The following is a 26,251-nucleotide window of genomic DNA, read 5'->3' as shown; positions in this document are numbered from 1 at the left end:
CCCGCCGGTACGCCCTGTCCGTACCGCTGCCTCCCCCGAGACCCGGCACCCGTGCCGGGTCTCGGCCATTCGCCCGCCCGGCCTGTGCGTTCCGCTTGACCACGCGCGTAGAGTGGGAGCGCTCCCATAGCGGGAGCGGGGGAGCGGCCGACCGGTCCCGCAGAGTGTCAAGGGAACCAACACCAGGACTTGGTTTGGTTATCCGACTGTGAGAAATTGACCGCGAACGGGAGGCAGCCATGACGGCAGCGCGAGTACGGAGCGGGGGCCGGCCCACGCTCGAAGAGGTCGCGGCGCGGGCGGGAGTCGGGCGGGGCACGGCCTCGCGCGTCATCAACGGATCGCCCCGGGTCAGCGCTCACACCAGGGAGGCGGTCGAGGCCGCCGTCGCCGAGCTGGGTTACGTACCCAACCGCGCGGCCCGCGCGCTGGCCGGCAACCGTACGGACGCCGTCGCGCTCGTCGTGCCCGAGTCGGAGAGCCGCTTCTTCGCGGAGCCGTACTTCTCCGACATCGTGCGCGGGGTCGGCGCCGCCCTCGCCGATACGGAGATGCAGCTGCTGCTCACCCTCGTCGGCAGCGACCGCGAGCGCCGCCGGCTCGCGCAGTACCTCACCGCGCACCGCGTGGACGGCGTGCTGCTGGTCTCCGTGCACGCCGACGACCCGCTGCCCGACCTGCTGGAACAGCTCGGCATGCCCGCCGTGATGAACGGCCGCAGATCCGCCGCCGAGTCCCTGTCCTCCGTCGACTCGGACAACTTCGAGGGCGCCCGGGGCGCCGTGGAGCACCTTGCCTCGCGTGGCCGCCGCTCCATCGCCACGATCACCGGCCGGCTCGACGTCTACGCCTCCCAGAGCCGCCTGGACGGCTACCGCCAGGCCGTTCACGACGCGGGCCTGGAGCCCGACGAGCGGCTGATCGCCCCCGCCGACTTCACCGAGGAGGGCGGCGCCCAGGCGATGCGCGACCTGCTCGCCCGCCGCCCCGACGTGGACGCGGTCTTCGCCGCGTCCGACGTGATGGCCGCCGGCGCCCGCCAGGTCCTGCGCGAGGCCGGCCGCCGCATCCCGGACGACGTCGCCCTCATCGGCTTCGACGACTCGGCCGTGGCCCGCCACATGGACCCGGCCCTCACCAGCGTGCGCCAGCCGATCGAGGAGATGGGCCGCGCGATGACAAGTGTTCTGCTCGACATGATCGCCGGCGAGAACGCCGACCGGGCGCAGATCGTGCTGCCGACCGAGCTGGTGGTCCGCGACTCCTCGTGAGGCCGAAGTGCCGCAACCCGGTCTGCCCGGCGCGCACTTCGCGTAGCTTCGGAGGCGTGGACCCTTCTCTGACCGCTCTGATCGTCGCCGTGGTGGGGGTGGCGGGCACCCTGGTGTCCGGCGTGATGGCGCACCGCGGCGCCCTGCGGGCCAAGACGGTGGAGCTCGACCGTGCGGAGCGGCTGCGGCGGGAGGAGTTGCTGGCGGACGAACGCCGCGAGGCCCTGGCCGCACGGCGGGCCTCCTACGCGGTGTTCAACCAGCGCCTGCGCCAGTTCCACTCCGTCCTGTCCAAGGACTACTTCGCCCTCGCCGCCGGGGAGGCGCGCCCCGGACAGGGCCGGGAGCGCGAGGAGACCCGCCAGGGCCTGCGCGACGTCTACGCCGAGGCGCAGATGGTGATCAGCGACGACGTGCTGACCGTCGCGGGAGGTGTCGTGCACCAGCTGCACCGCATCCACGCCCTGCTCGGCCGGCACGAGCGTGGGGAGGCGGCCGACGAGTCCCTGGAGGACGTCAGGGAACGGCTGGAGCGCGCCTCGGAGGGCCTGTACGAGGTCCGGCAGGCGATGCGCCGGGACCTGGGGGTCTCGGCGCTTCCGATCACCCGGCCGGACGGCTACGGCGCCGTGTGAGCGACGCCGCGCGACGAGCGGAGGAACGAACCATGCCCCTGCACTGGACCAGGTCCAGCTACTGCGACTCGGCGGGTCCCGACTGCGTCGAGGTGGCGCTGCTCCCCGGCCCCGCCCCGGGAGCGCGTCTGCGCGACTCCAAGGCCCCGACCCTTCCGGCCCTAACCTTCACCCCGGCCGCCTGGTCGGCGTTCGTCGCCTCGGCGGAGCGGCTGGAGCGCCACGCCCGACCCGGGCACGAAAAGAAGCCCCTGACCCGCGCTTCCGCAGATCAGGGGCTTCCCTGAGAGGGTGAGTAACGGGACTCGAACCCGCGACATCCTGGACCACAACCAGGTGCTCTACCATCTGAGCTATACCCACCACGCCCGGGCGTTTCCGACCGGCCGAGAAAAAGTGTACAGGGTCCGGGAGGGTGCTCGCGCACTCATTTCCCGGCGGGGGGTCGCGGCCCCCGGGAGGGCCGTGACCAGCGCCTTCAGGCGCGGGGCTGCGAGACCCGTGCGGCCGCCGCCTTCGCCTGCTCGGAGTCCGGGCCGGGCTGCGGGACGAAGACCGCCTCGCGGTAGTACCGCAGCTCCGTGATCGAGTCGCGGATGTCGGCGAGCGCCCGGTGGTTGCCGTTCTTCTCCGGGCTGTTGAAGTACGCCCTCGGGTACCAGCGGCGGGACAGCTCCTTGATGGAGGAGACGTCCACGATCCGGTAGTGGAGGTAGCCCTCGAGGAGGGGCATGTCCCGGGACAGGAAGCCGCGGTCGGTGCCGACCGAGTTCCCGCACAGGGGCGCCTTGCCGGGCTCCTTCACGTGCTCGCGCACGTAGGCGAGGACCTGCTCCTCGGCGTCGGCCAGCGTGGTGCCGCCGGCCAGCTCGTCGAGGAGGCCCGAGGCGGTGTGCATCTGCCGCACCACCTCGGGCATGGTCTCCAGCGCCGCGTCCGGCGGGCGGATCACGATGTCCACCCCTTCGCCGAGCACGTTCAGCTCCGAGTCGGTGACCAGCGCGGCCACCTCGATGAGTGCGTCCTCCGCCAACGAGAGCCCGGTCATCTCGCAGTCGATCCACACCATGCGGTCGTTCATGGGCCCCACCCTACGGGGCGCTCCGCTGCCCGGGCAGGGCCGGGCGTCCCCCGGCGAAGACGTCGGTGCCCGCCTTCGCGTCCAGCGCCACGGGTGCGGCGCCGGACGGACCGGGAACGGCGGTACGGCGGCTCTGGGAGGCGCCCTGGACGGGTACCGCCACCTCCGTCACCACGACCGGCTCCGGCACCGCGCCCTGCGGACGGCGGGCCCGGTAGGCGGCCCGGTACGCGGCGGGGGAGGAGCCGAGCTGGCGGCGGAAGTGCCCGCGCAGCGCGACCGGCGAGCGGAAGCCGCAGCGGCCCGCGACCTCGTCCACCGAGTAGTCCGACGTCTCGAGGAGGCGCTGCGCCTGCAGCACCCGCTGGGTGATCAGCCACTGGAGCGGCGCGCTGCCCGTCAGCGAGCGGAACCTCCGGTCGAAGGTCCGCCGGCTCATGTAGGCACGCGCGGCCAGCGTCTCCACGTCGAACTGCTCGTGCAGATGCTCCAGCGCCCAGGCGACGACCTCGGCGAGCGGGTCGGAGCCGATCTCTTCGGGTAAAGACCTGTCGAGGTAGCGCTCCTGACCGCCACTGCGCCGGGGCGGCACGACGAGCCGGCGGGCGAGTGCCCCGGCGGCCTCCGTGCCGTGGTCCGAGCGGACTATGTGCAGACACAGGTCGATGCCGGCCGCCGTCCCGGCGGAGGTCAGCACGTCCCCGTCGTCCACGAACAGTTCGCGTGGGTCGACGTGCACCGACGGATAGCGCTTGGCCAGCGTCGGTGCGTACATCCAGTGGGTGGTGGCCGGGCGGCCGTCCAGCAGCCCGGCGGCGGCGAGCACGAAGGCCCCCGTGCACAGGCCGACGATGCGGGCGCCCTCCTCATGGGCGCGGCGCAGCGCGTCCAGCGCCTCCACGGGCGGCGGAGAGGTGATCGAGCGCCAGGCGGGCACCACGACGGTGCCGGCCCTGCTGATCGCCTCCAGCCCGTAGGGCGCGGTCAGTTCGAGTCCGCCGGTGGTGCGCAGCGGTCCCTCTTCGCCGCCGCACACGAGCAACCGGTAGCGCGGAACTCCCGCGTCCTGGCGGTCGATTCCGAACACCGACAGCGGGATGGAGCTCTCGAAGATGGGGCCACCGCTGAAGAGCAGGACGGCGACGACTTCCCGGCGTCGTCTTCCGCCCAGCTTCCTTACAGCCTCCGTTGCGGTGGCGGAGTCCTGGCTCATGACGCTAAGCCCCCCTCGGTGTTCGCGTCTTCCTGGTCCTTACGGGCCTGTCGCACCTGCACATGTCCCCTCGGTCGTGCACGAGTCCCCGGCCTTCGACGCCCAAGATCGAATCTACTGCGTCCCGTGGTGCCGTCGTGACAAGTTCACCAACCGGCTCATTGTCGACAAGGCAACCTGGCGGGAAGCGTTCGATCACGAAGCGTTTCACCCGCGGCTCGTACAGGGAAGTGCGTCCGGCGTTCATGGCCCGTCCCCATTGGGCGGAAGCGTACCGGTCGGTCTCTTCCTGCCTGGTGGCAAGGGGGTTGATCGGCCATTTCGACAAGGAATCGACCGGTCCCTGAAGTTGGCTGAAAATGTACGGTCGCGTGTGCGGGAATCAGTCGTTCTACCGGCGCACAACCCAGGGCGCTCGTCCGCCTCCGCGCGCCCCCTCGCAGGGGCCGGCGGGCCGGCGCGCCCGGCCGGGGGCCGGTCCGGGCGGGCAGCCGAATACCGCTCTGACGGCCGCCCCGGGAGCGGATCGTGCGATGGGTTCCGGACGGACCCCGCGAGCCGGCCGACTCCCCCGGAAGGGTGGGTTCCGCTCCTGGCGGGCGACGCCCCCGGACCGTCCTCGCGAGCCCCTCCGGGGCGGTTCCGCCGGGCGCCGCACGGGGCCGGGGCGGTGGCCGGTACGTCTGTGTAGAGGGCAACCGGCATTGCCATCGGGGCCCGGTCTCGGGCATGCTCCGGAAAACGCCGCACGCCGCCGTGCGCGGGGCGGGCAATGGAGGAGTGGGGCCGTACCCTTGGGGGTAAGGGGTTGGGAAGATGATTCCCGGACACCACGACACCGCCCGCTGACGCACCTTCCCACGTCGCTCTCCTCACGAGGACTCTCTTCGCCGAGACACCGATGGCCGGTCACGAAATCCCCGAACCCGCGGACCGCAAGCAGGTAGCCGACCCCTTGTCGGACCCGCTGGCGGCCGAACAAGCGCGCCGTCCGTGCGATCCCGCCTTCCGGCATGGGGTCGTCGTCGGCTTCGACGGCTCGACGTCCAGCGAGCGGGCCCTCGCCTATGCGATCGGAATGTCCCGCAGGACGGGCTCCGGTCTGATCATCGTCCATGTCGCCAACCGGCTGCCGACCACGGTCTGGGCGGGCTGCGAGCCCCCCGTCTTCGTCGACGTGCCGGACCACCGCACCGAGGTCCTGGGCCTGGAGCTCGCCTGCGCGGACTACCTCGCCGAGGTGCCCTGGGTGCTCGTGGAGCGCGGCGGGGACATCTGCCACGAGCTGGAGGAGGTCGGCCGGGAGTACTCGGCGGACGCCATCGTGGTGGGCTCCACCCATGGCCTGGTGGGCAAGATCTTCGGCTCGGTGGCCGGCCGGCTGGCCCGCCGCGCCCAGCGCCCGGTCGTGGTCATCCCGTAGCCCGCGGCCGCCGTGGCGCCAACTCGCCTGTGGAAAACGCCCCATGGGTCTTTCCCGGCCGCTCCCGGGCTGATTCCGGTCCGTAGGCGGACGGCCCCGCGGTCACCGACCGCGGGGCCGTCCGCCTACGCGACGTGACTACTCGACGGTGACCGACTTGGCCAGGTTGCGGGGCTTGTCGATGTCCCGGCCCATGGCCAGTGCCGTGTGGTACGCGAAGAGCTGGAGCGGGATGCCCATGAGGATCGGGTCCAGCTCGTTCTCGTTCTTCGGCACGACGATGGTGTGGTCGGCCTTCTCCTGGACCTGGTGGGCCACGGCGAGGATGCGGCCGCTGCGGGCCTTGATCTCCTCCATGGCGGCGCGGTTCTTCTCCAGCAGGTCGTCGTCCGGCACGATCGCCACGGTCGGCATCGCGGGCTCGATCAGAGCGAGCGGGCCGTGCTTCAGCTCGGAGGCGGGGTACGCCTCGGCGTGGATGTACGAGACCTCCTTGAGCTTCAGCGAGGCCTCGCGGGCCACGGGGTAGCCGCGCACCCGGCCGATGAACATCATCGACTTCGCGTCCGCGTACTCGGCGGCCAGCTTCTTGATCTCGTCCTCGCCCTCCAGGATCTCGCTGATCTGGGCGGGCAGCCTGCGCAGGCCCTCGATGATCCGCTTGCCGTCGGCGACCGACAGGTCCCGGATGCGGCCCAGGTGCAGGGCGAGCAGCGCGAAGGCGACCACGGTGTTGGTGAAGCACTTGGTGGAGACCACGCACACCTCGGGGCCCGCGTGCACGTACGTGCCGCCGTCCGCCTCGCGGGCGATCGCCGAGCCCACCACGTTGACCACACCGAGGACCCGGGCGCCCTTGCGCTTCAGCTCCTGGACGGCGGCCAGCACGTCGTAGGTCTCACCGGACTGCGAGACCGCGACGTACAGCGTGTCGGGGTCCACGACCGGGTTGCGGTAGCGGAACTCGGAGGCGGGCTCGGCGTCCGCGGGGATGCGGGCCAGCTCCTCGATCAGCTGGGCGCCGATCTGGCCCGCGTGGTACGAGGTGCCGCAGCCCAGGATCTTGATCCGGCGGACCCCGCGCGCCTCGCGGGCGTCCAGGTTGAGGCCGCCCAGGTGCACCGTGGAGAACCGGTCGTCGATCCGGCCGCGCAGCACCCGGTCGACGGCGTCCGCCTGCTCCGAGATCTCCTTGTGCATGTACGTGTCGTGGCCGCCCATGTCGTACGACTCGGCCTCCCACTCCACGGTGGTCGGCGTGGCCGTCGTGGTCGAGCCCTCCGTGGTGTACGTACGGAAGTCGTCGGCCTTCAGGGTGGCCATCTCGCCGTCGTCCAGGGTGACGACCTGGCGGGTGTGGGCGACCAGGGCGGCGACGTCGGAGGCGACGAACATCTCCTTCTCGCCGATGCCGAGGACGACCGGGGAGCCGTTGCGGGCGACCACGATGCGGTCGTTGAAGTCGGCGTGCAGGACGGCGATGCCGTAGGTGCCCTCGACGGAGCGCAGGGCCTCGCGGACCTTCTCCTCCAGGGTCCCGGCGTCCGAGCGGGCGATCAGGTGGACCAGCACCTCGGTGTCGGTCTCGGAGAGGAAGACGACGCCCTCGGCGGTCAGCCGGGCGCGCAGCTCGGCGGCGTTGTCGATGATCCCGTTGTGGACGACGGCGACCTTGCCCTCGGCGTCCAGGTGCGGGTGGGCGTTCTCGTCGCTGGGGGCGCCGTGGGTCGCCCAGCGGGTGTGGGCGATGCCGGTCGTGCCGGCGAAGCGCTTGGGGACCCGGGACTCCAGCTCGCGGACCCGGCCCTTGGCCTTGACCGACTTCAGCGTGGCGGGCTTCCCGGCCGCGGGCTTCCCGGTGATCACGATCCCGGCGGAGTCGTACCCCCGGTACTCGAGCCGCTGCAGGCCCTCCAGCAGCAGCGGTGCCACGTCACGCTTTCCGATGTAACCGACGATTCCGCACATAGAGCGTTCTGCCCTCCATCGACGAACAAGTAAGGGGTGCCCGGCCGTGAGGCGGTCTCAGCCGTAGACGATGCGGCGCAGCTGACGGAGCGAGAGCTCCGGCGGCGCGACCGCGCGGTGCGGCAGTTCGGCCGCGATCCGCTCGAAGATCTCCGTGTTCACCAGGCCGCCGGCCTGCAGTTCGCGGTGGCGGCGGCGGACGAACACCTCGGTCGTCTCGTCGAAGTACGCCAGCACGTCGAGGATCACCCGGGCGGCTTCGCCGCGGGGCAGCGTGGTGCTGCGCACCACGTGGTCAATGAGGTCGTCGTACGACGAGAGGCGTTCGAGCACCCGTCGATACTGCGGCGGAAGGGGGCCGAGCGCAACAATCCTGCCCGATATCGGGCAGGGGAAGGCGGTAGTGGCCCCGTTTTTCTGGCTTGGGTGGATTTCGTGCGGGCGGCCCGCAGGTGCGGGGGAGGGGTGGGGCGGCGCTGGTCGGAGCCGAAGGGGTGAATGCGCACATTGCGTGCAAAAGCCCATCAGGGCGCCTGGGTGACCAACGCCGGTAAGTGGTCTACACCTTGACCACCCGTGAGACGCGCGGTACGCATGGCGACGGAGAAAGGTCAGGAGACCCAGCAGAGTGACCCCCAGAAAGGGACCCGGCTTGTGAGACTGCACACGGTAGGCCGCAGTGCTCTTCCCCGTACTCTTCCCCGGCTCCTCGGCTCGCTGCTTCTCGTCGCGGCGGCCGGTGTCTCCAGCGCGTGCGCCGTCCCACAGGCGTCCGCCGCGGGCACGACGGCGCTGGCGTGGGCGCCCAGGCCGCTCGGCCAGGTGGTGCCCGCCCCCGCCTCGGTCAGACCCGGCGGCGAGCCCTACCTGCTCAACGGCTCCACCAGGATCCGGGCCCTCGGCGCCTCCGGCGAGGTCCGGAGGACCGGCGACTACCTGGCGGGCCTGCTGCGCCCCTCCACCGGGTTCGCGCTGCCGGTCACCGCCAAGGACGGCGCCGACGGCATCCGGCTCAGGCTCGACCCCCGCGCCGGGGAGCTGGGCGCCGAGGGCTACACGCTCACCTCCGGGCGCCACAACGTCACCATCACCGCCAGGCAGCCCGCCGGGCTCTTCCACGGCGTCCAGACGCTGCGCCAGCTGCTTCCGGCCCGAGTGGAGCGCGACACCCGCCAGAAGGGCCCCTGGCGGGTCGCCGGCGGCTCCATCACCGACACCCCGCGCTACGCCTACCGGGGCGCGATGCTCGACGTCGCGCGCCACTTCTTCTCGGTGGACGAGGTCAAGCGCTACATCGACCAGGTCGCCCAGTACAAGATCAACACCTTCCACATCCACCTCTCCGACGACCAGGGCTGGCGCATCGCCGTCGACTCCTGGCCGAGGCTGGCCACGTACGGCGGCTCCACCGAGGTCGGCGGCGGGCCCGGCGGTTACTACACCAAGGAGCAGTACAAGGAGATCGTGCGGTACGCCGCCTCCCGCTATCTGGAGGTGATCCCCGAGATCGACATGCCGAGCCACACCAACGCCGCGCTCGCCTCGTACGCCGAGCTGAACTGCGACGGCGTCGCGCCGCCGCTCTACACCGGCATCAAGGTCGGCTTCAGCACGCTGTGCGCCGGCAAGGACGTCACGTACGACTTCATCGACGACGTCATCGGCGAGGTGGCCGCGCTCACGCCCGGCCGCTATTTCCACATCGGCGGCGACGAGGCGCACTCCACCACCCGCGAGGACTACGTGGAGATCATGGACCGGGCCCAGGCGATCGTCGGGAAGTACGGCAAGACCGTGATGGGCTGGCACCAGCTGACCGGCGCCCACCCGGTGAAGGGCGCCGTCGCCCAGTACTGGGGCTACGACAAGACCAGCGCCGCCGACCGGCAGCAGGTGGCGGACGCCGCGAAGAACGGCACGAAGCTGGTGCTGTCGCCGGCGGACCGCGTGTACCTCGACATGAAGTACACCGATGAGACCGTGCTGGGCCTCAAGTGGGCCGGCACGGTCGAGGTCCAGCGCAGTTACGACTGGGACCCGGGGACGTATCTCGCCGGCGCCCCGGAGAGCTCCGTGCTCGGGGTGGAGGCGCCGATCTGGGCCGAGACCCTGACCGACAGCGACGACATCGACGCGATGGCCTTCCCGAGGCTGCCCGGCGCCGCCGAGCTGGCCTGGTCACCGGCGTCGACGCACGACTGGGACACGTACAAGCTGCGGCTGGCGGCGCTCGGGGAGCGGTTCACCGCCCAGGGCATCGACTACTACCGCTCGCCCCAGGTCCCGTGGCCCGCTTCGGAGACCGGCGGCAAGTGAGACGGCACCGCCCCGCCGGCCGGGTCTCCGGCCGGCGGGGCGGTGAACGGTCGCGTCAGGCGACCTTCCTGGCGTTCTCGATGGCCTTCGCCAGGTCCTCCAGGATCGGCGCGCACTTGTCGTAGCTGTAGATCGGCTCGGTGGTACGCGGGATGACCTGGCCCGCCTTGACCGCCGGCAGCTGCGCCCAGGTCGGCTTGGAGGTCAGCGCCTCGGGCTGGAGGGCCGAGGAGCGGTTGTCCATCATGATCACGTCGGCGCCGTACTTGTCGACGTTCTCCCAGCTCAGCTCCTCGAAGAAGCCGGCCGCGTTCACCTTCGGCTCCACGAACCTCACGCCCAGCTCCTGGAAGTACAGGGTGTCGGCGGACATCTTGGCGAGCGAGACGTAGAACAGGTCCTGGCTGGCCGAGCCGACCATGACTTTGATCTCCGGCTTCGACTTCGCGGCGGCGCGCAGCCGGGCCGCCGCCTTCTCGAACCGCGTCTTCGCGGCGGTGACCTTCGCGGACCTCACATCGGCGCCGAGTGAGGCCGCCAGGTCCTCATGGCGCTGGATCGCCTTCGGGATGGTGGTCTCGGCGGCCCACAGGGCGACGCTCGGGGCCAGCTTCAGGATCTTGTCCTTGGACTGGTCCGGCACGTACCAGAGGGCGTCCTTCTCCCACATCGCCGTCACCAGCAGCTCCGGGCCGAGCTCGGCGTACTTCTCGACGTTGAACTCGCCCCAGACGTTGCCCAGGATCTCGACCTTGCCGATGTCCAGGTCGCCGGCCTGCACGTCCGGCTTGCCGTCCTTGGCCCTGGTCGGCCCGAAGACCGCCTTGACCTCGACGCCGTAGTCGTGGAGGGCGGCGGCGACGCCGGTGAAGGCGACGATGTTCTTCGGGACGGACTTCGCCTCGGCGACCCGGCCCCGGTCGTCCTTGAACTTCCACGGCCCGGAGCCGGCGCTCTTGGAGCCCGAGCCGGCCGAGTCCTTCGAGTCGCCGCCGCCGCAGGCCGCGAGCGCGGCGCCGAGACCGACGGCGCCGCCCATGGCCAGCAGGCCGCGGCGGGTGGGACGGGACGCTCGGGCAGTGCGCATGACGGAATCCGCTTTCGTACGAGCCGGGGACCGGCCGGTGACACGTTCGAGGGAAGGTTAGCCTAACCTCAGGATGTGTCCAGCGGGGCCCCGGCCGGTACGAGCAGCGGTGCCACGCGGTCAGGCCTGCAGCCCCAGCTCGCGGGCGATCAGCATGCGCTGGACCTCGCTGGTGCCCTCGCCGATCTCCAGGATCTTGGAGTCGCGCCACATGCGGGCCACCGGGTACTCGTTCATGAAGCCGTAGCCGCCGTGGATCTGGGTCGCCTCGCGGGCGTTGTCCACGGCCACCGTCGAGGAGTACAGCTTGGCGATGGCCGCCTCCTTCTTGAACGGCTCCTCGGCCAGCAGCCGGGACGCCGCGTCCCGCCAGCCGATGCGGGCCATGTGCGCCCGCATCTCCATGTCCGCGATCTTGAACTGGATGGCCTGGTTGGCGCCGATCGGCTTCCCGAAGGCGTGCCGCTCGGCGGCGTACTTCACCGACTCGTCCACGCAGCCCTGCGCCAGGCCCGTCGAGAGCGCCGCGATGGCGATGCGGCCCTCGTCCAGGATGCGCAGGAACTGCGCGTAGCCGCGGCCCTCCTCGCCGAGCAGGTTCTCCAGCGGCACGCGCACGTCGGCGAAGGACAGCTCACGGGTGTCCGAGGCGTTCCAGCCGACCTTGGAGTAGGGGGCGGCCACCGTGAAGCCGGGGGTGCCGGAGGGGACGATGATCGAGGAGATCAGCGGGGCGCCGTTCTCCTTGCGGCCGGTCACCGCCGTGACCGTCACCAACTCCGTGATGTCCGTACCGGAGTTGGTGATGAAGCACTTGGAGCCGTTGATCACCCACTCGCCCGCGGCCTCGTCGCGCACGGCAGTCGTCCGGGTGCCGCCCGCGTCCGAACCGCCGTCCGGCTCGGTCAGGCCGAACGCGCCCAGCGCCTCGCCCGAGCAGAGCCTCGGCAGCCACCGCCGCTTCTGCTCCTCCGTGCCGAAGCGGTAGACCGGCATCGCGCCCAGCGAGACGCCCGCCTCCAGTGTGATCGCGACCGAGGAGTCGACGCGGGCCAGCTCCTCCAGGGCGATGCCGAGCGCGAGGTAGTCGCCGCCCATCCCGCCGTACTCCTCCGGGAACGGCAGCCCGAACAGGCCCATCCGCCCCATCTCGCGCACGATCTCGTACGGGAACTCGTGCCGCTCGTAGAAGTCGCCGATCTTCGGGGCGACGACGTCATGGGCGAACTCCTCGACGGTGCGTCGGAGTTCCTCGTGCTCGGCGGTCAGCCGGTGGTCCAGGGACATCGGGGAATCACTGCTCCTTGTGGGACAGGGCGCGGACGGTGCGGGAAGGGCTGGGTCGGCCCAGGTGGCCGGCGAGCCACACGCTGGTGGCGGTGAGCTCGTCGAGGTCGACCCCGGTTTCGATACCGAGGCCGTCGAGCATCCACACGAGATCCTCGGTGGCGAGGTTTCCGGTCGCGCTCTTCGCGTACGGGCAGCCGCCGAGGCCGCCGGCCGACGCGTCCACCGTGGACACGCCGTGCCGGAGCGCGGCGAGGGTGTTGGACAGGGCCTGCCCGTACGTGTCGTGGAAGTGCACCCCGATTACGTCGGTGGCCACCCCGGCCTCGTTCAGCCCGGTCAGCAGCGCGGTCACGTGGCCGGGGGTGGCGACGCCGATGGTGTCGCCGAGTGACAGCTCGTCGCAGCCGAGGTCCATCAGCGCCTTCGCGACCCGGACGACCTGGGCGACCGGCACGGCCCCCTCCCAGGGGTCGCCGAAGCACATCGACAGATAGCCGCGCACATGCACCGCCTCCGCCTTGGCCCGGGCCACCACCGGCGCGAACATCGCCAGCGACTCGTCCACCGTGCGGTTGAGGTTGCGCGCGGCGAAGGTCTCCGTCGCGGAGCCGAACACCGCGATCCCGCGAGCCCCGAGTGCCAGGGCCCGGTCGAGCCCCCGCTCGTTCGGCACGAGGACCGGCAGCGCCACGTCGCCGACGTCCGCGATGTCGCCGAGCATCGGGAACAGCTGCTCGGCGTCGGCGAGCTGGGGCACCCACTTGGGGTGCACGAAGCTGGTGGCCTCGATGGTGGTCAGCCCGGCGACCGCGAGCCGGCGGATGAACTCCGCCTTCACCTCGGTCGGGACGACCTCCTTCTCGTTCTGCAGGCCGTCACGGGCGCCGACCTCGTGGATGCGGACCCGGGCGGGCAGCCCTTCGGCGGGCACGGTCATCGGCAGGGCGCGGGCGGTGGCGGTCATGCGTCCTCCCCGGCACCGGCGGCCGGCACGACCACGGCGAGCACCTGGTCCATGGCCACCGTGGACCCGGCGGTCACGTCGAGTTCGGTCACGGTGCCGGCGTGCGGCGCGGAGATGACGTGCTCCATCTTCATCGCCTCCACCACCAGCAGGCTCTGTCCGGCGGCGACCTCGTCCCCGACGGCCACCTTCACCACGGTCACCGTCCCGGGCATGGGCGCGGCGAGCGTGTCCGCGCCGGAACGGGCGGCGCCGGTCAGCGACGCCTCGACCGGGTCGTGGTCCCGGACGTGCCAGCTGTCGCCGTCCCGGCCGAGCCAGTGCCCCTCCGCGGAGACCGCGTACGCGAACACGTGGGTCACCCCGGCGAGTTCGAACGCGATCCGGCCGTCACCGGCCGACAGTGTCCTGGCCTTCTCCGCCGTACCGGGCAGCGGTCCCAGCGGTCCGCAGGAGCCCGATTCCGGGGCGGGCGGGCTCGCGCCCTCGCCGACATGGCCGAACGTCAGCTCCGTGTCCCCGCCGCCGCACGGCCGCAGGCCCACCTGGACCGGATCGTGGCCCGGGATGTGGAAGTCGAGCACCGTCCGGGCCGGGGAGCCGCCGAGCCGCCAGCCGTTCCCGGCCGAGAACGGGTCGGCCCAGGCGCCGGGAGCGGGGCGGGCGGCGGCGGACGCGGTGTGCTGCCGCAGGAGCGCGGCCGCCGCGTACACCTCCTCCGGCACGCCCTCCGGGACCAGCGCGGCCACCTCGCGCTCCACCAGGCCCGTGTCCAGCTCGCCCGCCACCACGGCCGGGTGGGCCAGCAGCCGGCGCAGGAAGCCCGCGTTGACCGGGACGCCGAGGACGACGGTGTCCGCGAGGGCCACCCGCAGCCGGCGCAGGGCGGTCGCCCGGTCGGGGCCGTACGCGATGACCTTGGACAGCATGGGGTCGTACAGGCTGCCGACCTCGCCGCCCTCGGCGAGCCCCGAGTCGGTGCGGACCCCGCCGCCCTGCGGCTCGTGCAGCGCGAGCACGGTGCCGCCGGAGGGCAGGAAGCCGCGGGCCGGGTCCTCGGCGCAGACCCGGGCCTCCACGGCGTGCCCGGTGAGCGTGATGGCGTCCTGCCCGTACGGCAGTGGCTCCCCGGCGGCGACGCGCAGCTGCCACTCCACCAGGTCGAGCCCGGTGATCAGCTCGGTCACCGGGTGCTCGACCTGGAGGCGGGTGTTCATCTCCATGAAGTAGTACGAGGACGGGTCGCCGCCCGGGACGATGAACTCCACCGTGCCCGCGCCGACGTATCCGCAGGAGCGGGCCGCCTGGACGGCCGCCTCGCCCATCGCGGCCCGGGTCGCCTCGTCCAGCAGGACGGAGGGGGCCTCCTCGATGATCTTCTGGTGGCGGCGCTGGAGCGAGCACTCGCGCTCGCCCAGGTGCACCACGGTGCCGTGCGCGTCGGCCAGGACCTGGATCTCGATGTGGCGCGGCCGGTCGATCCACCGCTCCACCAGGAGTGTGTCGTCGCCGAAGGAGGCGCGGGCCTCGCGCCGGGCCGCCGCGATCTCGTCCGCGAGCAGCGCCGCGTCCCGGACCAGCCGCATGCCCTTGCCGCCGCCGCCCGCCGAGGGCTTCAGCAGCACGGGCATGCCGATCCCGGCCGCCGCCTGGGCCAGCTCGGCGTCGCTCAGCCCGCTCCCGGAGGAGCCGGGGACGACGGGGACGCCCGCCGCGGCGACCGTCTCCTTGGCCCGGATCTTGTCGCCCATCAGCGAGATCGCGGCGGCGGGCGGCCCGATGAAGACGAGCCCCGCCTCCGTGCAGGCCCGGGCGAACGCCGCGTTCTCCGCGAGGAAGCCGTAGCCGGGGTGGACCGCCTGCGCGCCGGTGCGGCGGGCGGCCTCCAGGAGGCGGTCGGCGCTCAGATAGCTCTCGGAGGCGGGCGCGGGGCCGATCCGTACCGCCGTATCGGCTTCCCGTACGTGCCGCGCGTCGGCGTCCGCGTCGCTGAAGACGGCGACCGAGCGGACGCCCAGCTCGCGCAGGGTCCGGATGACCCGGACCGCGATCTCGCCGCGGTTGGCGACGAGGACGGTGTCGAACATCGTCATCTCTTCCTCACATCCGGAAGACGCCGAAGCCGGCGTCGCCCAAGGGCGCGTTGGCGCACGCGGTCAGGGCGAGCCCCAGCACCTGCCGGGTCTCCAGCGGGTCGATCACCCCGTCGTCCCAGAGCCGGGCGGTGGCGTAGTACGCGTTGCCCTGGGTCTCGTACTGCTCGCGGATCGGGGCCTTGAAGGCTTCCTCGTCCTCGGCGCTCCACTCGTCGCCCAGCTGGTCGCGCTTGACCGTGGCGAGGACGGACGCGGCCTGCTCGCCGCCCATGACGGAGATCTTGGCGTTGGGCCACATCCACAGGAACCGGGGGCTGTAGGCCCGGCCGCACATGGAGTAGTTGCCCGCGCCGTAGGACCCGCCGACGACCACGGTCAGCTTCGGCACCCGGGTGCAGGCGACGGCGGTGACCATCTTCGCGCCGTGCTTGGCGATGCCGCCGGCCTCGTAGTCGCGGCCGACCATGAAGCCCGAGATGTTCTGCAGGAAGACCAGCGGGATGCCGCGCTGGTCGCACAGCTCGATGAAGTGCGCGCCCTTCTGCGCGGACTCGGAGAACAGGATGCCGTTGTTGGCGACGATCCCGACCGGGTGGCCGTGGATGTGCGCGAAGCCGGTGATCAGCGTGGTGCCGTACTCCGCCTTGAACTCGGCGAACCGCGAGCCGTCGACCACCCGGGCGATCACCTCGCGCACGTCGTACGGCGTACGCGAGTCGACCGGGACCGCGCCGTAGAGCCCGGCCGGGTCCACCTTCGGCTCCTCGACCGGCCGCACCGACCAGGGCAGCGCGCCCCGGTCCGGCAGCGTCGCCACGATGTTCCGCACGATCCGCAGCGCGTGCGCGTCGTCCTCGGCGAGGTGGTCGGTGACGCCCGACGTACGGGAGTGCACCTCGCCGCCGCCCAGCTCCTCGGCCGTGACCACCTCGCCGGTGGCGGCCTTCACCAGCGGCGGGCCGCCCAGGAAGATCGTGCCCTGGTTCCGGACGATGACGGCCTCGTCGCTCATCGCCGGGACGTACGCCCCGCCCGCCGTGCAGGAGCCGAGGACCGCCGCGATCTGCGGGACGCCGGCGCCCGACATCCGGGCCTGGTTGTAGAAGATCCGGCCGAAGTGCTCGCGGTCCGGGAAGACCTCGTCCTGCATCGGCAGGAAGGCGCCGCCCGAGTCCACCAGGTAGAGGCAGGGGAGACGGTTCTCCAGCGCCACCTCCTGGGCCCGCAGGTGCTTCTTCACGGTCATCGGGTAGTACGTGCCGCCCTTGACCGTCGCGTCGTTGGCGACGACCACGCACTCCCGGCCGCTGACCCGGCCGATGCCGGCGATCACCCCGGCTGCCGGGGCGGCGCCTCCGTAGAGCCCCTCGGCCGCCAGCGGGGCCAGCTCCAGGAAGGGCGAGCCCGGGTCGAGCAGGGTGTCCACCCGCTCCCTGGGCAGCAGCTTGCCGCGCGCCACATGCCGGGCGCGGGCCCTCTCACCTCCGCCGAGCCTGGCCGTGGCGAGCCGCTTGCGCAGCTCGTCGGCGAGCGCGTGGTGCGCCGCCTCGTTGGCCTGCCAGGCCGCCGAGGCGGGATCCGCCGCGCTCGTCAGCACCGGTGCCTGCTGCATCGTGTCGAGCCCCCTTGCCCGTACCGCGCCGTTCCGATCGGTCGCCAACGCCGCCGTGTTAATGAGCGTTAACGTGATCACAGGTTAACGAGCGCTAACCCGCCTGTCTAGAATGGCTGCTCATGAGCACCCATGCCGCCGCCCGCGTCGCGGCCCCCACCCGCCGCGAGCAGATCCTCCGGGAGGCCGCCCGGCTCTTCGCCGAGCGCGGTTTCCACGGTGTCGGCGTCGACGAGATAGGGGCCGCCGTCGGCATCAGCGGTCCCGGCCTCTACCGGCACTTCCCCGGCAAGGACGCGATGCTCGCCGAACTCCTCGTCGGCATCAGCGAACGGCTGCTGGCCGGCGGCGAGCTCCGGGTCTCCGAGGACGCCGCCTCCGGCGACGGGTCGCCCGAGGCCCTGCTGGACGCGCTCATCGAGGGCCACATCGACTTCGCCCTCGACGACCGCCCCCTGATCACCCTGCACGACCGGGAGCTGGACCGCCTGCGGGACACCGACCGCAAGCGGGTGCGCCGGCTCCAGCGGCAGTACGTCGAGGTCTGGGTCGCTGTCGTCCGCGACCTCTACCCGGACCTGCCCGAACACGAGGCCCGCGCCGCCGTCCACGCCGTCTTCGGCCTGCTGAACTCGACCCCGCACCTGGGGTCTGTCCGGAGGCCCAGCGCGGGAGAAGGAGTGGCGTCCGGTGCCGTCGAATCCAAGGCGGAGGAGGGAGCCGACGCGGAGCGTCGGCGACCGACGACAACGCCGGAGGCGGCGGTGCCAGGCGCCACGACGCCGCGGGGGGCCTCCGGACAGACCCCGAGCCCCGGTGCGCTGCCGGGGCGCGCGGAGACCGCCGCGCTGCTGCACCGGCTGGCCCGGGGCGCGTTCGCGGCGGCGGGGGAGCGGCAGGAGGCCACCGGGGACTGACCGGCCCCCGGACGCCCGGGACGCCGGGCACGCGTCACGGCACAATGGCCCCATGCCGATACCCAGCCGCGCCGCCCTCGTCGAACACCTCGTCCGTACGCGCATCGCGGGGGACGTCGCCACCCCGCGCGACAACAACCTGGCCCACTACCGCAGCCTGGCCAACGGGGACCGGCACTACTGGCTGGGCCTGGAGCTGGGCGACCGGTGGCGCGACGAGCAGGACGTGCTGGCCGTGATGGCCGAGCGGTGCGGGGTCAACGACGATCCGGAGCACCGGTTCGGGCAGGACACCATCGACCCCGAGCTGACGGTGGACGCGCTGGAGCGGGCCGCCGCCCGGCTCCGCAAGGCCGTCGAGGGCGCCGAGCGGGTCCTCTTCGCCACCGGCCACCCCGGCGGCCTGCTCGACGTCCACCGCCAGACCGCGCAGGCGCTGCGGGCGGCAGGCTGCGAGATCGTACGCATCCCGGGCGGCCTCATGGCCGACGAGGGCATGGTCTTCCAGTTCGCCGACGTCGCCGTCCAGGAGCGCGGCGCGACGCTCTGGCACACCCACTCCCCGGCCCCGATGGCCGCTGTCCTCGACGGCCTGGAACGCGAGGGCCGCCCGCTGCCCGACCTGGTCGTCGCCGACCACGGCTGGGCCGGATGCGCCGCGCAGCGCGGCCTGGACGCCATCGGGTACGCGGACTGCAACGACCCCGCGCTGTTCCTCGGCGAGTCCGAGGGCACCCTCCAGGTGGCGGTCCCGCTGGACGACCACGTCCTGGACCCGCGCTTCTACGACCCGATGACGGACTACCTGCTGGACGCGGCGGGGCTGCTCTGAGGCTTCAGGGCCCCTCCTCCTCCGCCGCCCGCGCCCGGCGGCGCGCCTCACGCCCCGAGGTGGGGTCCAGGTACACCCGTTTGATGGACGCGTACCGCTGCCGCAGCCGGCGCTCGGCCTGCTCGCACGCCGTTTCGACCTCTTCGGCGCTGACGGTGTCCCGGAAGTCGACCTTCGCGGCGACCAGGATCTCGTCCGGTCCCTGGATGAGCGTGGTCAGCTCCAGTACGGAGATGAGGTGGTCCACGCCGAGCAGCTCCTCCCGGATGCCGTCCCGCATGGGCCGCGACACCGGCCGCCCGATCAGCAGCTGGACGTTGGACCGGCCGAGCACCCACGCCACGTACACCAGCAGCGCCCCGATCAGCAGCGAGGCGATGCCGTCCCACACCCCGGACCCGGTCAGCTGGCCGCCGAGCAGCCCGCCCGCCGCGAGCAGCAGGCCGAGCAGGGCCGCCGAGTCCTCCATCACGACGGCCTTGACGGCGGTGTCCGGGGTGCGCCGGAAGTAGTGCCGGGCGGGCGCGCCCAGCTCCTCGGCCTCCTGGCGGACCTGCTTGAGCCCGGTCCGCAGCGAGAAGCCCTCCAGCAGGAAGGCGACGACGAGCACGAGGTACGAGATCAGCGGGGAACCCAGGTCCTCGCCCGCGAGCAGGGTGTGCACCCCGTCGTAGATCGAGAAGACCGCGCCGCCGACGAAGGTCGCGACGGAGGCCAGCAGCGCCCAGATGTACCGCTCGGGGCCGTACCCCAGCGGGTGGTCCTCGTCGGCGGGCTTCTCGCTGCGTTTGAGCGCGGTGAGCAGCAGGACCTCGGTGACGGTGTCGGCGACGGAGTGGGCCGCCTCGGAGAGCATCGCGCTCGACCCGCTGATCAGCCCGGCGACCGCCTTCGCCACGGCGATGCCGAGATTGGCCAGCGCCGCGACGACGACCGTGAACGTGGACCCCCCGCCACTGCTTTTCGCGTCAGTCATGCCGGTGAGTATGTCCGCGCGCGGCCCGCTCATGTCCGACGCGCGGCCGGGGGCCGGTCACCGGGGAACCCGGACCACACCCTCCTGGATGACGGTGATCGCGAGGCGGCCGTCCTGGGTGTAGATGCGGGCCTGGCCGAGGCCGCGCCCGCCGGACGAGGACGGCGACTCCTGGTCGTACAGCAGCCACTCGTCGGCCCGGAACGGCCGGTGGAACCACATCGCGTGGTCCAGGCTGGCGCCGACGACGTCCCCGACCGCCCAGCCGCCGCGCCCGTGGGCGAGGAGCACGGAGTCGAGCAGCGTCATGTCGGAGACGTACGTCGCCATGCAGACGTGCAGCAGCGGATCGTCGGCCAGCTTGCCGTGCGTACGGAACCACACCTGCGACCGGGGCTCCCGGGGTACGCCGACCGTGCCGAACGGCGGCGCGTCCACGTACCGCAGATCGACGGCGGCCCGCGCCTCGATCAGCCGGTCCACCATGCCCGGTTCGCTGAACCGGCCGGCGTAGCGGGGCAGCATCTCGGCGGCCGTGGGCAGCGTCTCCGGGTCCGGCGCGGACGGCATGGCCGCCTGGTGCTCCAGGCCCTCCTCGTACGTCTGGAAGGACGCGGAGAGGTGGAAGATCGGCTGTCCGTGCTGGACGGCGACGACCCTCCGGGTGGTGAAGGAGCGGCCGTCGCGGATGCGGTCCACGGTGTAGACGATCGGCGCGCCCGGGTCGCCCATGCGCAGGAAGTACGCGTGCAGCGAGTGGGCGAGTGGGGCCTCCCCTGCTCGAGCGGAGCCGAGAGCTTGGGGAAGGTCGGCGGGGACGGTGCGGCCCGCGGCGACGAGCGCCTGGGCCGCGACCTGTCCGCCGAAGACCCGGGGCACGACCGCCGAGCGGCTGGCGCCCCGGAAGATGTCCTGCTCGATCCGCTCCAGGTCGAGCAGATCGAGCAGGGAATCGAGTGCGGTGCTCATGGATGTGTGGACGCGGTCCCTACAGGCCCATGGACTTGGCGATGATCGACTTCATGACCTCGCTGGTGCCGCCGTAGATGCGGTTGACGCGGTTGTCCGCGTACAGGCGGGCGATCGGGTACTCGTTCATGAAGCCGTAGCCGCCGTGCAGCTGGAGGCAGCGGTCGATCACGCGGTGGGCGACCTCGGTGCAGAACAGCTTCGCGGAGGCGGCCTCGGCGGCGGTCAGCTCACCGGCGTCCAGCGCCTCCAGCGCGCGGTCGGCGACGGCCTGGGCCGCGTCCACCTCGGCCTGGCAGGCGGCCAGCTCGAACTTGGTGTTCTGGAACGAGGCGACGGTCTTGCCGAAGACGGTGCGCTCCTGGACGTACTCCTTGGCGAACCGCACGGCGGCGGCGGCCTGGGCGTACGCGGCGAAGGCGATGCCCCAGCGCTCGGAGGCCAGGTTGGTGCCGAGGTAGCCGAAGCCCTTGTTCTCCTCGCCGAGCAGGTCCTCGGCCGGCACCTTGACGTCCACGAACGCCAGCTCGGCGGTGTCGGAGACCTTCAGGCCCAGCTTGTCGAGCTTGCGGCCGACGGAGTAGCCCTCGGACTTGGTGTCCACGGCGAACAGCGAGATGCCGAAGCGGCGGTCGTCCTCGCGCGGCGCGGAGGTGCGGGCGCAGACGATGACGCGGTCGGCGTGGACGCCACCGGTGATGAACGTCTTGGCGCCGTTGAGGACGTAGTGCGTGCCGTCCTCGGAGAGCTTCGCCGTGGTCTTCATGCCCGCCACGTCCGACCCGGTGCCCGGCTCGGTCATCGCGAGGGCCCACATCTCCTCGCCGGAGACGAACTTCGGCAGCCAGCGCTTCTTCTGCTCGTCGGTGGCGAGCATCTTGATGTACGGCAGCCCGAGCAGCGTGTGCACGCCGGAGCCGCCGAAGGAGACGCCGGCCCGGGTGGTCTCCTCGTAGATGATCGCCTCGTACTTGTGCGAGTCGATGCCCGCGCCGTCGTACTCCTCGTCGACGTTGATCCCGAAGACGCCCAGCTCACCGAGCTGCTTGTAGAACTCGCGCGGCGCCTGCCCGGCGGCGAACCACTCCTCGTACACGGGCACGACCTCGGCCGCGATGAAGGCCCGGATGGTCTCCCGGAACGCCTCGTGGTCCTCGTTGAATACCGTACGGCGCACGGGGTGCCTCCCTGGTGGCTGCGACTTCTACGTCTTCTACGTCATCTGGGGCATGGCTAAGCGCTTGCTCAGCCATGGTTAAAAGTTACCCGGCGGTCATGGGGCTGTCCAGGGTGATGCTGAGCACGCGGGGGCGGGGCCCTACGGGCGACGGGCGGCCAGTTCCCGGAGGGCATCGAGGCGCATGTGGCCGGGGGTGTGGTGCCCCTCCGCGAGGCGGGCGGTGAGTTGCCGCAGGGCTTCGGAGGGTGCGAGCCCCTGGTCGTGGGCCGCGCGCAGGTGGTCCAGCCAACGGAGGCCGGTACGGTACGTCTCGTCGTCACCGACGTCTCGCGGCTCGAAACTCGCCGCGTGCTCGGCGTCGGAGGCCCAGAGGTATCCCAGCAGTCCGTGTTCACCGAGCACGGGTACGTATGCGACTTCGCCTTCCGCTGTGCGCTGGTAGCCGATGCGACCGAAGCCGGGAGCGTGGGTGAAGTCGCTGTAACGGTAGGGGATTTCGAAGCTGGACCACACATCGGTCGGTCTTCCGTCCTCCTGGAGGAAGTTTTCGACCCCCGTCTCGGTCGGACGGCCGAAGTAGGTCGGGTCGTCCGGGTCGGTCTCCGAGCTCAGTTCTTCGGACAGGCTTTGCAGGGCGGCCGACAATCGGCCGGCGTTGGCCGCATGGCTACTCGGCTGCGCGCGACCTTTGAGGTCGTACGGCATCCATGCATCGGAGAACGTCGCGAGCTCGGTGCTCACGTAGTCGAGGAAAGCCGAGCTTCCGACCAGGAACAACTTCTCTTCGTGAATTTCATGGACGCCGTCGACGACCACGCCGGGGCACTGCAGGCTGGCGTAAACAGACCCGATCTCCCCTGGGGGCAGGTATTCCTTGACCCGCGTGGTGAGCCTTTGTCCGGTGTCGGAACGGAGTGCTCCTATCTCAAAACTCTCCTTGAACAGGTAACTGTTCGATCGGCCGGCTTCGGAGACGGATACGGAGATGTGGGGATTTCCAGTTACCAGTCGGTGCCCGACCAGGACGGACCACGCGGTGGTCAGGTCATGGAAACATGCGGCGATTTCCTCCCCGGGGCGACTGTCGCGTCCCCATGTCCAGCGGGCTACGGGAGTGCTGGTGATCACAGTGTTCCCTCCGGCGTGAACGTCCCGCTCGGAGGGATGGTCAGGACCCCGTCCTCCAGTCTGATGATGAACTGGACATCGAATTTTCCGTATGCTTCGGCGAGGCGCTGCTGCGTTCGAAGGGCTTCGTGCTCGGCCAACGTTCCCTTGGCGTCGACAACGAAGGTCTTGAAATCGGCGCCGGACAATTTTAGTTGTTGCATGTTGTCAAATACCTTTTGGATGACCTTCTTCGGGTTCTGGACATCCTTGAACTGGTACCCGTGAATGCGTCCGTTCGCGTCTCGGGCCATCACATCCAAGTCCGTGCCTTTTCCTGTTGTCCGGCCGGGCGCTATTTCAATTCCACCTTTTATCTCGAACGAGATATCGTGCACACCGCTCTCGTAAAGACGGTTGGCCAGGCGGATTTGTTCGATACTCCCGGGCATCTTGCTGACGTGGCTCAGAGTGGATACTACTTGGCCGAAGTTCTTGGCGTCCTTGAGCTTTCCCGAAGCGATGATATCGGCGATCTCCCCTCCGGCGGGGTCTCGTGACAAGTTGATCAGGGCGTTTTCGAGATCGCCGGGTTTGACTGTCGAGCGGCGCAACCGGTCACGAATCCTTTGCTCGGTCTCGCCGCCTCGCACGAACGGGCCGGAATCGTCTGCCGACCCGTGCCAGCCACCAGGACCGGTCGATCCGTCGTGGCCGCCGGTGCTCTGTCCCCCTCCTCCGCCGTGGCCATCACCGTGGCTGCGGCGTTCGGCACCATGGCTGCCGGTCTGCTCGTCACCGAGCCCAGCGGTGCCATCGATGTGGCTGCCGGTGGAGACATGGTGACTCGGGTGGGAACCCGGCCCGGGGCCGGGCGCATGGCCGTCCGGCACGTGCTCCCCGACGTGGGCAGTGACCAGCGCCTCCTCCGGGACCGACGCCCGCGCCCCCCAGCCCTCCTGGTGGGCCGCCGAGTGGTGTTGGAGGAGGGTGCCGTCCTCGCGCAGGAGGTTGCCGTGGCCGTCCAGGTAGACCGTGTTGCCGGCCTCGTCCGTGCCCCTGAGCACGTTCTCCGGCAGGGCCGTCGTGCCCTCGGGGAGTTTGAGCGCACCCTCGGGGATGCGGAGGGAGCCCGCGGGGGGCTGTACGCCCTCCGGGAGGCGGACCACGCCGTCGCCCAGGTCCAGCGCTCCCGGGGGGATCTCCGCGCCGTCCGGAAGCTTGTAGGAGTCGGCCGGGACCTCGAACGCGCCCTCCGGGACCGCCGCGCCCTCCGGCAGGTGCAGGGTGCCGTCGGGGAGCTTGAACGCACCCTCCGGGAGCGTGAGCGCGCCCTCGGGGAGGGTGGGTATGTCGAGCTGCCCCAGGCCCTTGAGCGCCGCCAGGCCGTCGCCGATTCGTCAGGCCCATGCCCGCGCCCTTGAAGACGTACGTCATCGGGTCCACGACCCGGCCCACCTTGCCCGCCGTGGACAGGGCCTTCGCCGCGACGGCCGCCTTTCCGGCGCCGGAGGCCGCGCCGCCCGTACCGCCGGTGAACACCGTCGTGACGACGTTGAACGACAGCGCGCCCAGCGCCCGGGACGGGTTCTCGCTCCATTGGTCCCAGGCCAGCAGCGCCTTGCCGGTCTCCTTCATCGCGGTGCGGGACTCACGCAGGGAGGAGGGGAGTTTGTCGTCCGGCAGGCCCCAGTACAGGCCGGCCAGCGGTGTGCCGGAGATCGCCAGGCCCGTGGCGAGCTTCCCCAGGCCCGACCACGCCTGCTTGGCGGAGTCCCAGCCGTCGGTGCCGACCAGGGTGCCCAGGCCCTTGATCGTGCCCCAGACGCCGTCGACGAAGAAGCCCTTGGCGAAGTCCCAGGCGTGTTCGTGGAGCTGCCACCGGGGCTTGGACTCCTGGACCGGGTCACCCCAGGGCAGACCCTCCGCGTGCTTCAGCGCCTCGGCGTCGTAGCCGTAGGTGTGGGCCTTGCCCGAACCGTCGTCGGCCTTCAGGGGCGCGCCGTCCACCAGGGCGACGATCTTGTTGTAGCAGGCCCGTTCCACCGCCTGGAAGGCCGCCCAGGTCTCCGCGATCTCGTCGCGCCGCCGGTTGTTCTCGTCGACGAGGTCGCCGTCCTCGCGCCACTTGTCGTCCGCGGCGATCTTCACCCGGAAGGCCCCGGCGTCCCGCTTGAGCTGCTTCAGCTTCTCGATCAGCGGTTCGGCGTCCTGGGAGTACGTGCTCAGCGCGGAGGTGATCGTGGCCAGATCCGACCTGAGGGAGATCCCGCGGTCCGCCACCGGCCGGGTCGTGGCGAACAGCTGGTCCGCCTCGGGCGCCCGGTAGAACGCCTGGAGGCCGCCGAAGCTGCTGTGCACATCGCCGGCGGATGTCTCGATGGCCTCGCCGCCCTTGGTCAGCGCGGACACCTGGACGTCGAGCAGGGCCAGGTCGCCGGTGAAGACCGGGATGCCTTCGAGGGGTATCGGCTCGTCGGCGCTCACCTGCCCTCCCCGATGTCCTTCAGCACGTCGAGGCGGAGGGCCCTGGCCGCGTCCTGGGCCCGCTTGGCGTTGTCCAGGTCACCCTCGACGTATTCGCTCGTCGCCGTGACCGCGCCCAGGACCGCCGCCTCGATGCGCTCCGCCATCGCGGCCAGCTGCGGCTGCCGGCCGCTCAGGTACTCGCCCAGGGCGGCGGCGACCGGCCCCAGCGTCGGTGCCGTGAGGTGCGGCTGCCCCGGAGCGACCGGTCCTTGCAGCGGTGTCTCGCGGGCCATCGTGCCGGGCACCGCCGTGCCCGCCGCCCGGGCCGCCTTCTCCAGGGCCGCCAGCATCGCGTCCTGTGCCTTCGCCAGTTCGCCGGCGTGGCCGCCGACGAGCCTCAACTGCCCCTGTACGCCCTGCGGTCTGATGTCCCAAGCCGTCACCGGCCGCCCCCCCCGGAGTCGTAGCGTCAGCCGATGTTGTCGACCGCCGCCTTCGCACGGGCCAGGGTCTGGTGGGCGGTGCCGTCGTTCTTCTCCAGCGTGGAGCGCAGGAGGTGGATGATGTTCTTGACCTCCTGGGAGGTCGCCTGCCAGCGGAGTTCCTTGCCGTGGTACTCGTCTGCCACGCCGTCCGCCGCGAAGTCGCTCATCGCGGCCTTGACCTGGCCGTCGCGGGCCGTGATGACCAGTTCGAGCTGGGCGATCACCGTCTGGAGGTTGCCCTGCACCTCGGTCGATGCTCCGGTGTCGTACGAGCGCCGGTCCGTGTTGCCGCCGTGTCCCGCCATAACTCTTGTCTCCCCGTCAGGATGTACGGATACGTCGAAAGTGCCGGTCGCGCCG

General features: G+C 71.4%; 24 protein-coding genes and 1 tRNA gene. 7 read left to right on the top strand and 18 right to left on the bottom strand.

The genetic code is table 11. The features are described 5' to 3' along the window. The first annotated feature begins 239 nt into the window (after positions 1 to 239). From ACLQ2N_RS09435 to ACLQ2N_RS09425, 3 genes are read left to right on the top strand one after another with little or no spacing between them, the layout of a single operon-like run. On the top strand, positions 240 to 1,271 hold the full coding sequence (locus ACLQ2N_RS09435) for a LacI family DNA-binding transcriptional regulator (RefSeq protein WP_425810977.1): 1,032 nt from the start codon (positions 240 to 242) through the stop codon (positions 1,269 to 1,271). Between the two features lie 56 nt (positions 1,272 to 1,327). Further along, positions 1,328 to 1,906, top strand: coding sequence for a hypothetical protein (locus tag ACLQ2N_RS09430; RefSeq protein WP_425810975.1), 579 nt, complete (start codon positions 1,328 to 1,330; stop codon positions 1,904 to 1,906). 32 nt (positions 1,907 to 1,938) lie between these two features. Further along, positions 1,939 to 2,193: a DUF397 domain-containing protein gene (locus ACLQ2N_RS09425; protein WP_425810973.1), complete on the top strand. Its 255-nt coding sequence runs from the start codon at positions 1,939 to 1,941 to the stop codon at positions 2,191 to 2,193. Positions 2,194 to 2,196: 3 nt separating this feature from the next. Here ACLQ2N_RS09425 and ACLQ2N_RS09420 read toward each other — a convergent pair. From ACLQ2N_RS09420 to ACLQ2N_RS09410, 3 genes are all read right to left on the bottom strand, one after another. After that, positions 2,197 to 2,269: transfer RNA gene (locus ACLQ2N_RS09420), tRNA-His, on the bottom strand. Positions 2,270 to 2,384: 115 nt separating this feature from the next. Next, positions 2,385 to 2,987 (bottom strand): oligoribonuclease, encoded by a 603-nt coding sequence (orn, locus tag ACLQ2N_RS09415; RefSeq protein ID WP_425810971.1) that lies wholly within the window; start codon positions 2,985 to 2,987, stop codon positions 2,385 to 2,387. A 10-nt stretch (positions 2,988 to 2,997) separates the two neighbouring features. Beyond that, on the bottom strand, positions 2,998 to 4,200 hold the full coding sequence (locus tag ACLQ2N_RS09410; protein WP_425810969.1) for a helix-turn-helix domain-containing protein: 1,203 nt from the start codon (positions 4,198 to 4,200) through the stop codon (positions 2,998 to 3,000). 901 nt (positions 4,201 to 5,101) lie between these two features. Here ACLQ2N_RS09410 and ACLQ2N_RS09405 point away from each other — a divergent pair. Next, positions 5,102 to 5,623: a universal stress protein gene (locus tag ACLQ2N_RS09405; RefSeq protein WP_018105726.1), complete on the top strand. Its 522-nt coding sequence runs from the start codon at positions 5,102 to 5,104 to the stop codon at positions 5,621 to 5,623. 138 nt (positions 5,624 to 5,761) lie between these two features. Here ACLQ2N_RS09405 and glmS read toward each other — a convergent pair whose 3' ends face one another. After that, entirely contained in the window at positions 5,762 to 7,591 is a 1,830-nt protein-coding gene (gene glmS / locus ACLQ2N_RS09400; protein ID WP_425810967.1) for a glutamine--fructose-6-phosphate transaminase (isomerizing), read from the bottom strand. 57 nt (positions 7,592 to 7,648) lie between these two features. After that, the gene (locus tag ACLQ2N_RS09395; protein ID WP_018105728.1) at positions 7,649 to 7,924 is read right to left on the bottom strand and encodes a hypothetical protein; all 276 of its coding nucleotides are present in this window, start codon (positions 7,922 to 7,924) and stop codon (positions 7,649 to 7,651) included. A 321-nt stretch (positions 7,925 to 8,245) separates the two neighbouring features. Here ACLQ2N_RS09395 and ACLQ2N_RS09390 point away from each other — a divergent pair, with 321 nt between their 5' ends. Beyond that, a complete protein-coding gene (locus ACLQ2N_RS09390; protein WP_425810964.1) occupies positions 8,246 to 9,907 on the top strand; it encodes a beta-N-acetylhexosaminidase in 1,662 nt (553 codons plus the stop codon). 55 nt (positions 9,908 to 9,962) lie between these two features. On the opposite strand, the gene ACLQ2N_RS09385 is transcribed toward ACLQ2N_RS09390, so the two are convergent. The 5 genes from ACLQ2N_RS09385 to ACLQ2N_RS09365 all read right to left on the bottom strand — a co-directional run bounded on the left by ACLQ2N_RS09385 (position 9,963) and on the right by ACLQ2N_RS09365 (position 16,956). Beyond that, entirely contained in the window at positions 9,963 to 10,946 is a 984-nt protein-coding gene (locus ACLQ2N_RS09385; RefSeq protein ID WP_425811330.1) for an ABC transporter substrate-binding protein, read from the bottom strand. A gap of 168 nt (positions 10,947 to 11,114) precedes the next feature. After that, positions 11,115 to 12,281: an acyl-CoA dehydrogenase family protein gene (locus tag ACLQ2N_RS09380; RefSeq protein WP_425810962.1), complete on the bottom strand. Its 1,167-nt coding sequence runs from the start codon at positions 12,279 to 12,281 to the stop codon at positions 11,115 to 11,117. Positions 12,282 to 12,288: 7 nt separating this feature from the next. Beyond that, entirely contained in the window at positions 12,289 to 13,248 is a 960-nt protein-coding gene (locus ACLQ2N_RS09375) for a hydroxymethylglutaryl-CoA lyase (RefSeq protein ID WP_425810960.1), read from the bottom strand. After that, entirely contained in the window at positions 13,245 to 15,341 is a 2,097-nt protein-coding gene (locus tag ACLQ2N_RS09370; protein ID WP_425810958.1) for an acetyl/propionyl/methylcrotonyl-CoA carboxylase subunit alpha, read from the bottom strand. Before ACLQ2N_RS09370 ends, ACLQ2N_RS09375 begins: the two co-directional genes overlap by 4 nt. 7 nt (positions 15,342 to 15,348) lie before the next feature. After that, complete coding sequence (locus ACLQ2N_RS09365) at positions 15,349 to 16,956, bottom strand: carboxyl transferase domain-containing protein (protein ID WP_425810956.1); 1,608 nt, start codon at positions 16,954 to 16,956, stop codon at positions 15,349 to 15,351. 122 nt (positions 16,957 to 17,078) lie between these two features. On the opposite strand from ACLQ2N_RS09365, the gene ACLQ2N_RS09360 reads away from it, so the two are divergent. Next, entirely contained in the window at positions 17,079 to 17,873 is a 795-nt protein-coding gene (locus ACLQ2N_RS09360; RefSeq protein WP_425810954.1) for a TetR/AcrR family transcriptional regulator, read from the top strand. 52 nt (positions 17,874 to 17,925) lie between these two features. Next, the gene (locus tag ACLQ2N_RS09355; protein ID WP_425810952.1) at positions 17,926 to 18,705 is read left to right on the top strand and encodes a phosphatase; all 780 of its coding nucleotides are present in this window, start codon (positions 17,926 to 17,928) and stop codon (positions 18,703 to 18,705) included. A gap of 4 nt (positions 18,706 to 18,709) precedes the next feature. On the opposite strand, the gene ACLQ2N_RS09350 is transcribed toward ACLQ2N_RS09355, so the two are convergent. The 8 genes from ACLQ2N_RS09350 to ACLQ2N_RS09315 all read right to left on the bottom strand — a co-directional run bounded on the left by ACLQ2N_RS09350 (position 18,710) and on the right by ACLQ2N_RS09315 (position 26,196). Beyond that, positions 18,710 to 19,681 carry a cation diffusion facilitator family transporter gene (locus ACLQ2N_RS09350; protein ID WP_425810950.1) on the bottom strand — a complete coding sequence of 324 codons (972 nt, stop codon included), beginning with the start codon at positions 19,679 to 19,681 and terminating at the stop codon, positions 18,710 to 18,712. 57 nt (positions 19,682 to 19,738) lie between these two features. After that, positions 19,739 to 20,650 (bottom strand): acyl-CoA thioesterase, encoded by a 912-nt coding sequence (locus tag ACLQ2N_RS09345; RefSeq protein WP_425810948.1) that lies wholly within the window; start codon positions 20,648 to 20,650, stop codon positions 19,739 to 19,741. A 19-nt stretch (positions 20,651 to 20,669) separates the two neighbouring features. After that, complete coding sequence (locus ACLQ2N_RS09340; RefSeq protein ID WP_425810946.1) at positions 20,670 to 21,827, bottom strand: acyl-CoA dehydrogenase family protein; 1,158 nt, start codon at positions 21,825 to 21,827, stop codon at positions 20,670 to 20,672. A gap of 141 nt (positions 21,828 to 21,968) precedes the next feature. After that, complete coding sequence (locus tag ACLQ2N_RS09335; protein WP_425810944.1) at positions 21,969 to 22,958, bottom strand: hypothetical protein; 990 nt, start codon at positions 22,956 to 22,958, stop codon at positions 21,969 to 21,971. Beyond that, positions 22,955 to 23,830 (bottom strand): hypothetical protein, encoded by an 876-nt coding sequence (locus ACLQ2N_RS09330; RefSeq protein WP_425810942.1) that lies wholly within the window; start codon positions 23,828 to 23,830, stop codon positions 22,955 to 22,957. The genes ACLQ2N_RS09335 and ACLQ2N_RS09330 overlap by 4 nt, the downstream gene beginning before the upstream one ends. Next, positions 23,733 to 25,424, bottom strand: a complete 1,692-nt coding sequence (locus ACLQ2N_RS09325) for a hypothetical protein (protein WP_425810940.1) — start codon at positions 25,422 to 25,424, stop codon at positions 23,733 to 23,735. The genes ACLQ2N_RS09330 and ACLQ2N_RS09325 overlap by 98 nt, the downstream gene beginning before the upstream one ends. After that, entirely contained in the window at positions 25,421 to 25,849 is a 429-nt protein-coding gene (locus ACLQ2N_RS09320; RefSeq protein WP_425810938.1) for a DUF6507 family protein, read from the bottom strand. The genes ACLQ2N_RS09325 and ACLQ2N_RS09320 overlap by 4 nt, the downstream gene beginning before the upstream one ends. A 26-nt stretch (positions 25,850 to 25,875) precedes the next feature. After that, complete coding sequence (locus ACLQ2N_RS09315; protein WP_361024524.1) at positions 25,876 to 26,196, bottom strand: pore-forming ESAT-6 family protein; 321 nt, start codon at positions 26,194 to 26,196, stop codon at positions 25,876 to 25,878. Positions 26,197 to 26,251 lie beyond the last annotated feature (55 nt).

This window comes from Streptomyces sp. DT224 (assembly GCF_049844595.1).
Classification (GTDB): Bacteria; Actinomycetota; Actinomycetes; order Streptomycetales; family Streptomycetaceae; genus Streptomyces.
The sequence above is the reverse complement of the archived record's forward strand: the minus strand, read 5'-3'. Positions and strand labels throughout refer to the sequence as shown.

Bases quoted from the DNA above. Each gene is read 5' to 3' on its own strand.
- ACLQ2N_RS09435 (WP_425810977.1), top strand. From the start codon at position 240: ATGACGGCAGCGCGAGTACGGAGCGGGGGCCGGCCCACGCTCGAAGAG.
- ACLQ2N_RS09425 (WP_425810973.1), top strand. From the start codon at position 1,939: ATGCCCCTGCACTGGACCAGGTCCAGCTACTGCGACTCGGCGGGTCCC.
- orn (WP_425810971.1), bottom strand. From the start codon at position 2,987: ATGAACGACCGCATGGTGTGGATCGACTGCGAGATGACCGGGCTCTCG.
- ACLQ2N_RS09410 (WP_425810969.1), bottom strand. From the start codon at position 4,200: ATGAGCCAGGACTCCGCCACCGCAACGGAGGCTGTAAGGAAGCTGGGC.
- ACLQ2N_RS09405 (WP_018105726.1), top strand. From the start codon at position 5,102: ATGGCCGGTCACGAAATCCCCGAACCCGCGGACCGCAAGCAGGTAGCC.
- glmS (WP_425810967.1), bottom strand. From the start codon at position 7,591: ATGTGCGGAATCGTCGGTTACATCGGAAAGCGTGACGTGGCACCGCTG.
- ACLQ2N_RS09385 (WP_425811330.1), bottom strand. From the start codon at position 10,946: ATGGGCGGCGCCGTCGGTCTCGGCGCCGCGCTCGCGGCCTGCGGCGGC.
- ACLQ2N_RS09380 (WP_425810962.1), bottom strand. From the start codon at position 12,281: ATGTCCCTGGACCACCGGCTGACCGCCGAGCACGAGGAACTCCGACGC.
- ACLQ2N_RS09375 (WP_425810960.1), bottom strand. From the start codon at position 13,248: ATGACCGCCACCGCCCGCGCCCTGCCGATGACCGTGCCCGCCGAAGGG.
- ACLQ2N_RS09370 (WP_425810958.1), bottom strand. From the start codon at position 15,341: ATGACGATGTTCGACACCGTCCTCGTCGCCAACCGCGGCGAGATCGCG.
- ACLQ2N_RS09365 (WP_425810956.1), bottom strand. From the start codon at position 16,956: ATGCAGCAGGCACCGGTGCTGACGAGCGCGGCGGATCCCGCCTCGGCG.
- ACLQ2N_RS09360 (WP_425810954.1), top strand. From the start codon at position 17,079: ATGAGCACCCATGCCGCCGCCCGCGTCGCGGCCCCCACCCGCCGCGAG.
- ACLQ2N_RS09355 (WP_425810952.1), top strand. From the start codon at position 17,926: ATGCCGATACCCAGCCGCGCCGCCCTCGTCGAACACCTCGTCCGTACG.
- ACLQ2N_RS09350 (WP_425810950.1), bottom strand. From the start codon at position 19,681: ATGACTGACGCGAAAAGCAGTGGCGGGGGGTCCACGTTCACGGTCGTC.
- ACLQ2N_RS09345 (WP_425810948.1), bottom strand. From the start codon at position 20,650: ATGAGCACCGCACTCGATTCCCTGCTCGATCTGCTCGACCTGGAGCGG.
- ACLQ2N_RS09315 (WP_361024524.1), bottom strand. From the start codon at position 26,196: ATGGCGGGACACGGCGGCAACACGGACCGGCGCTCGTACGACACCGGA.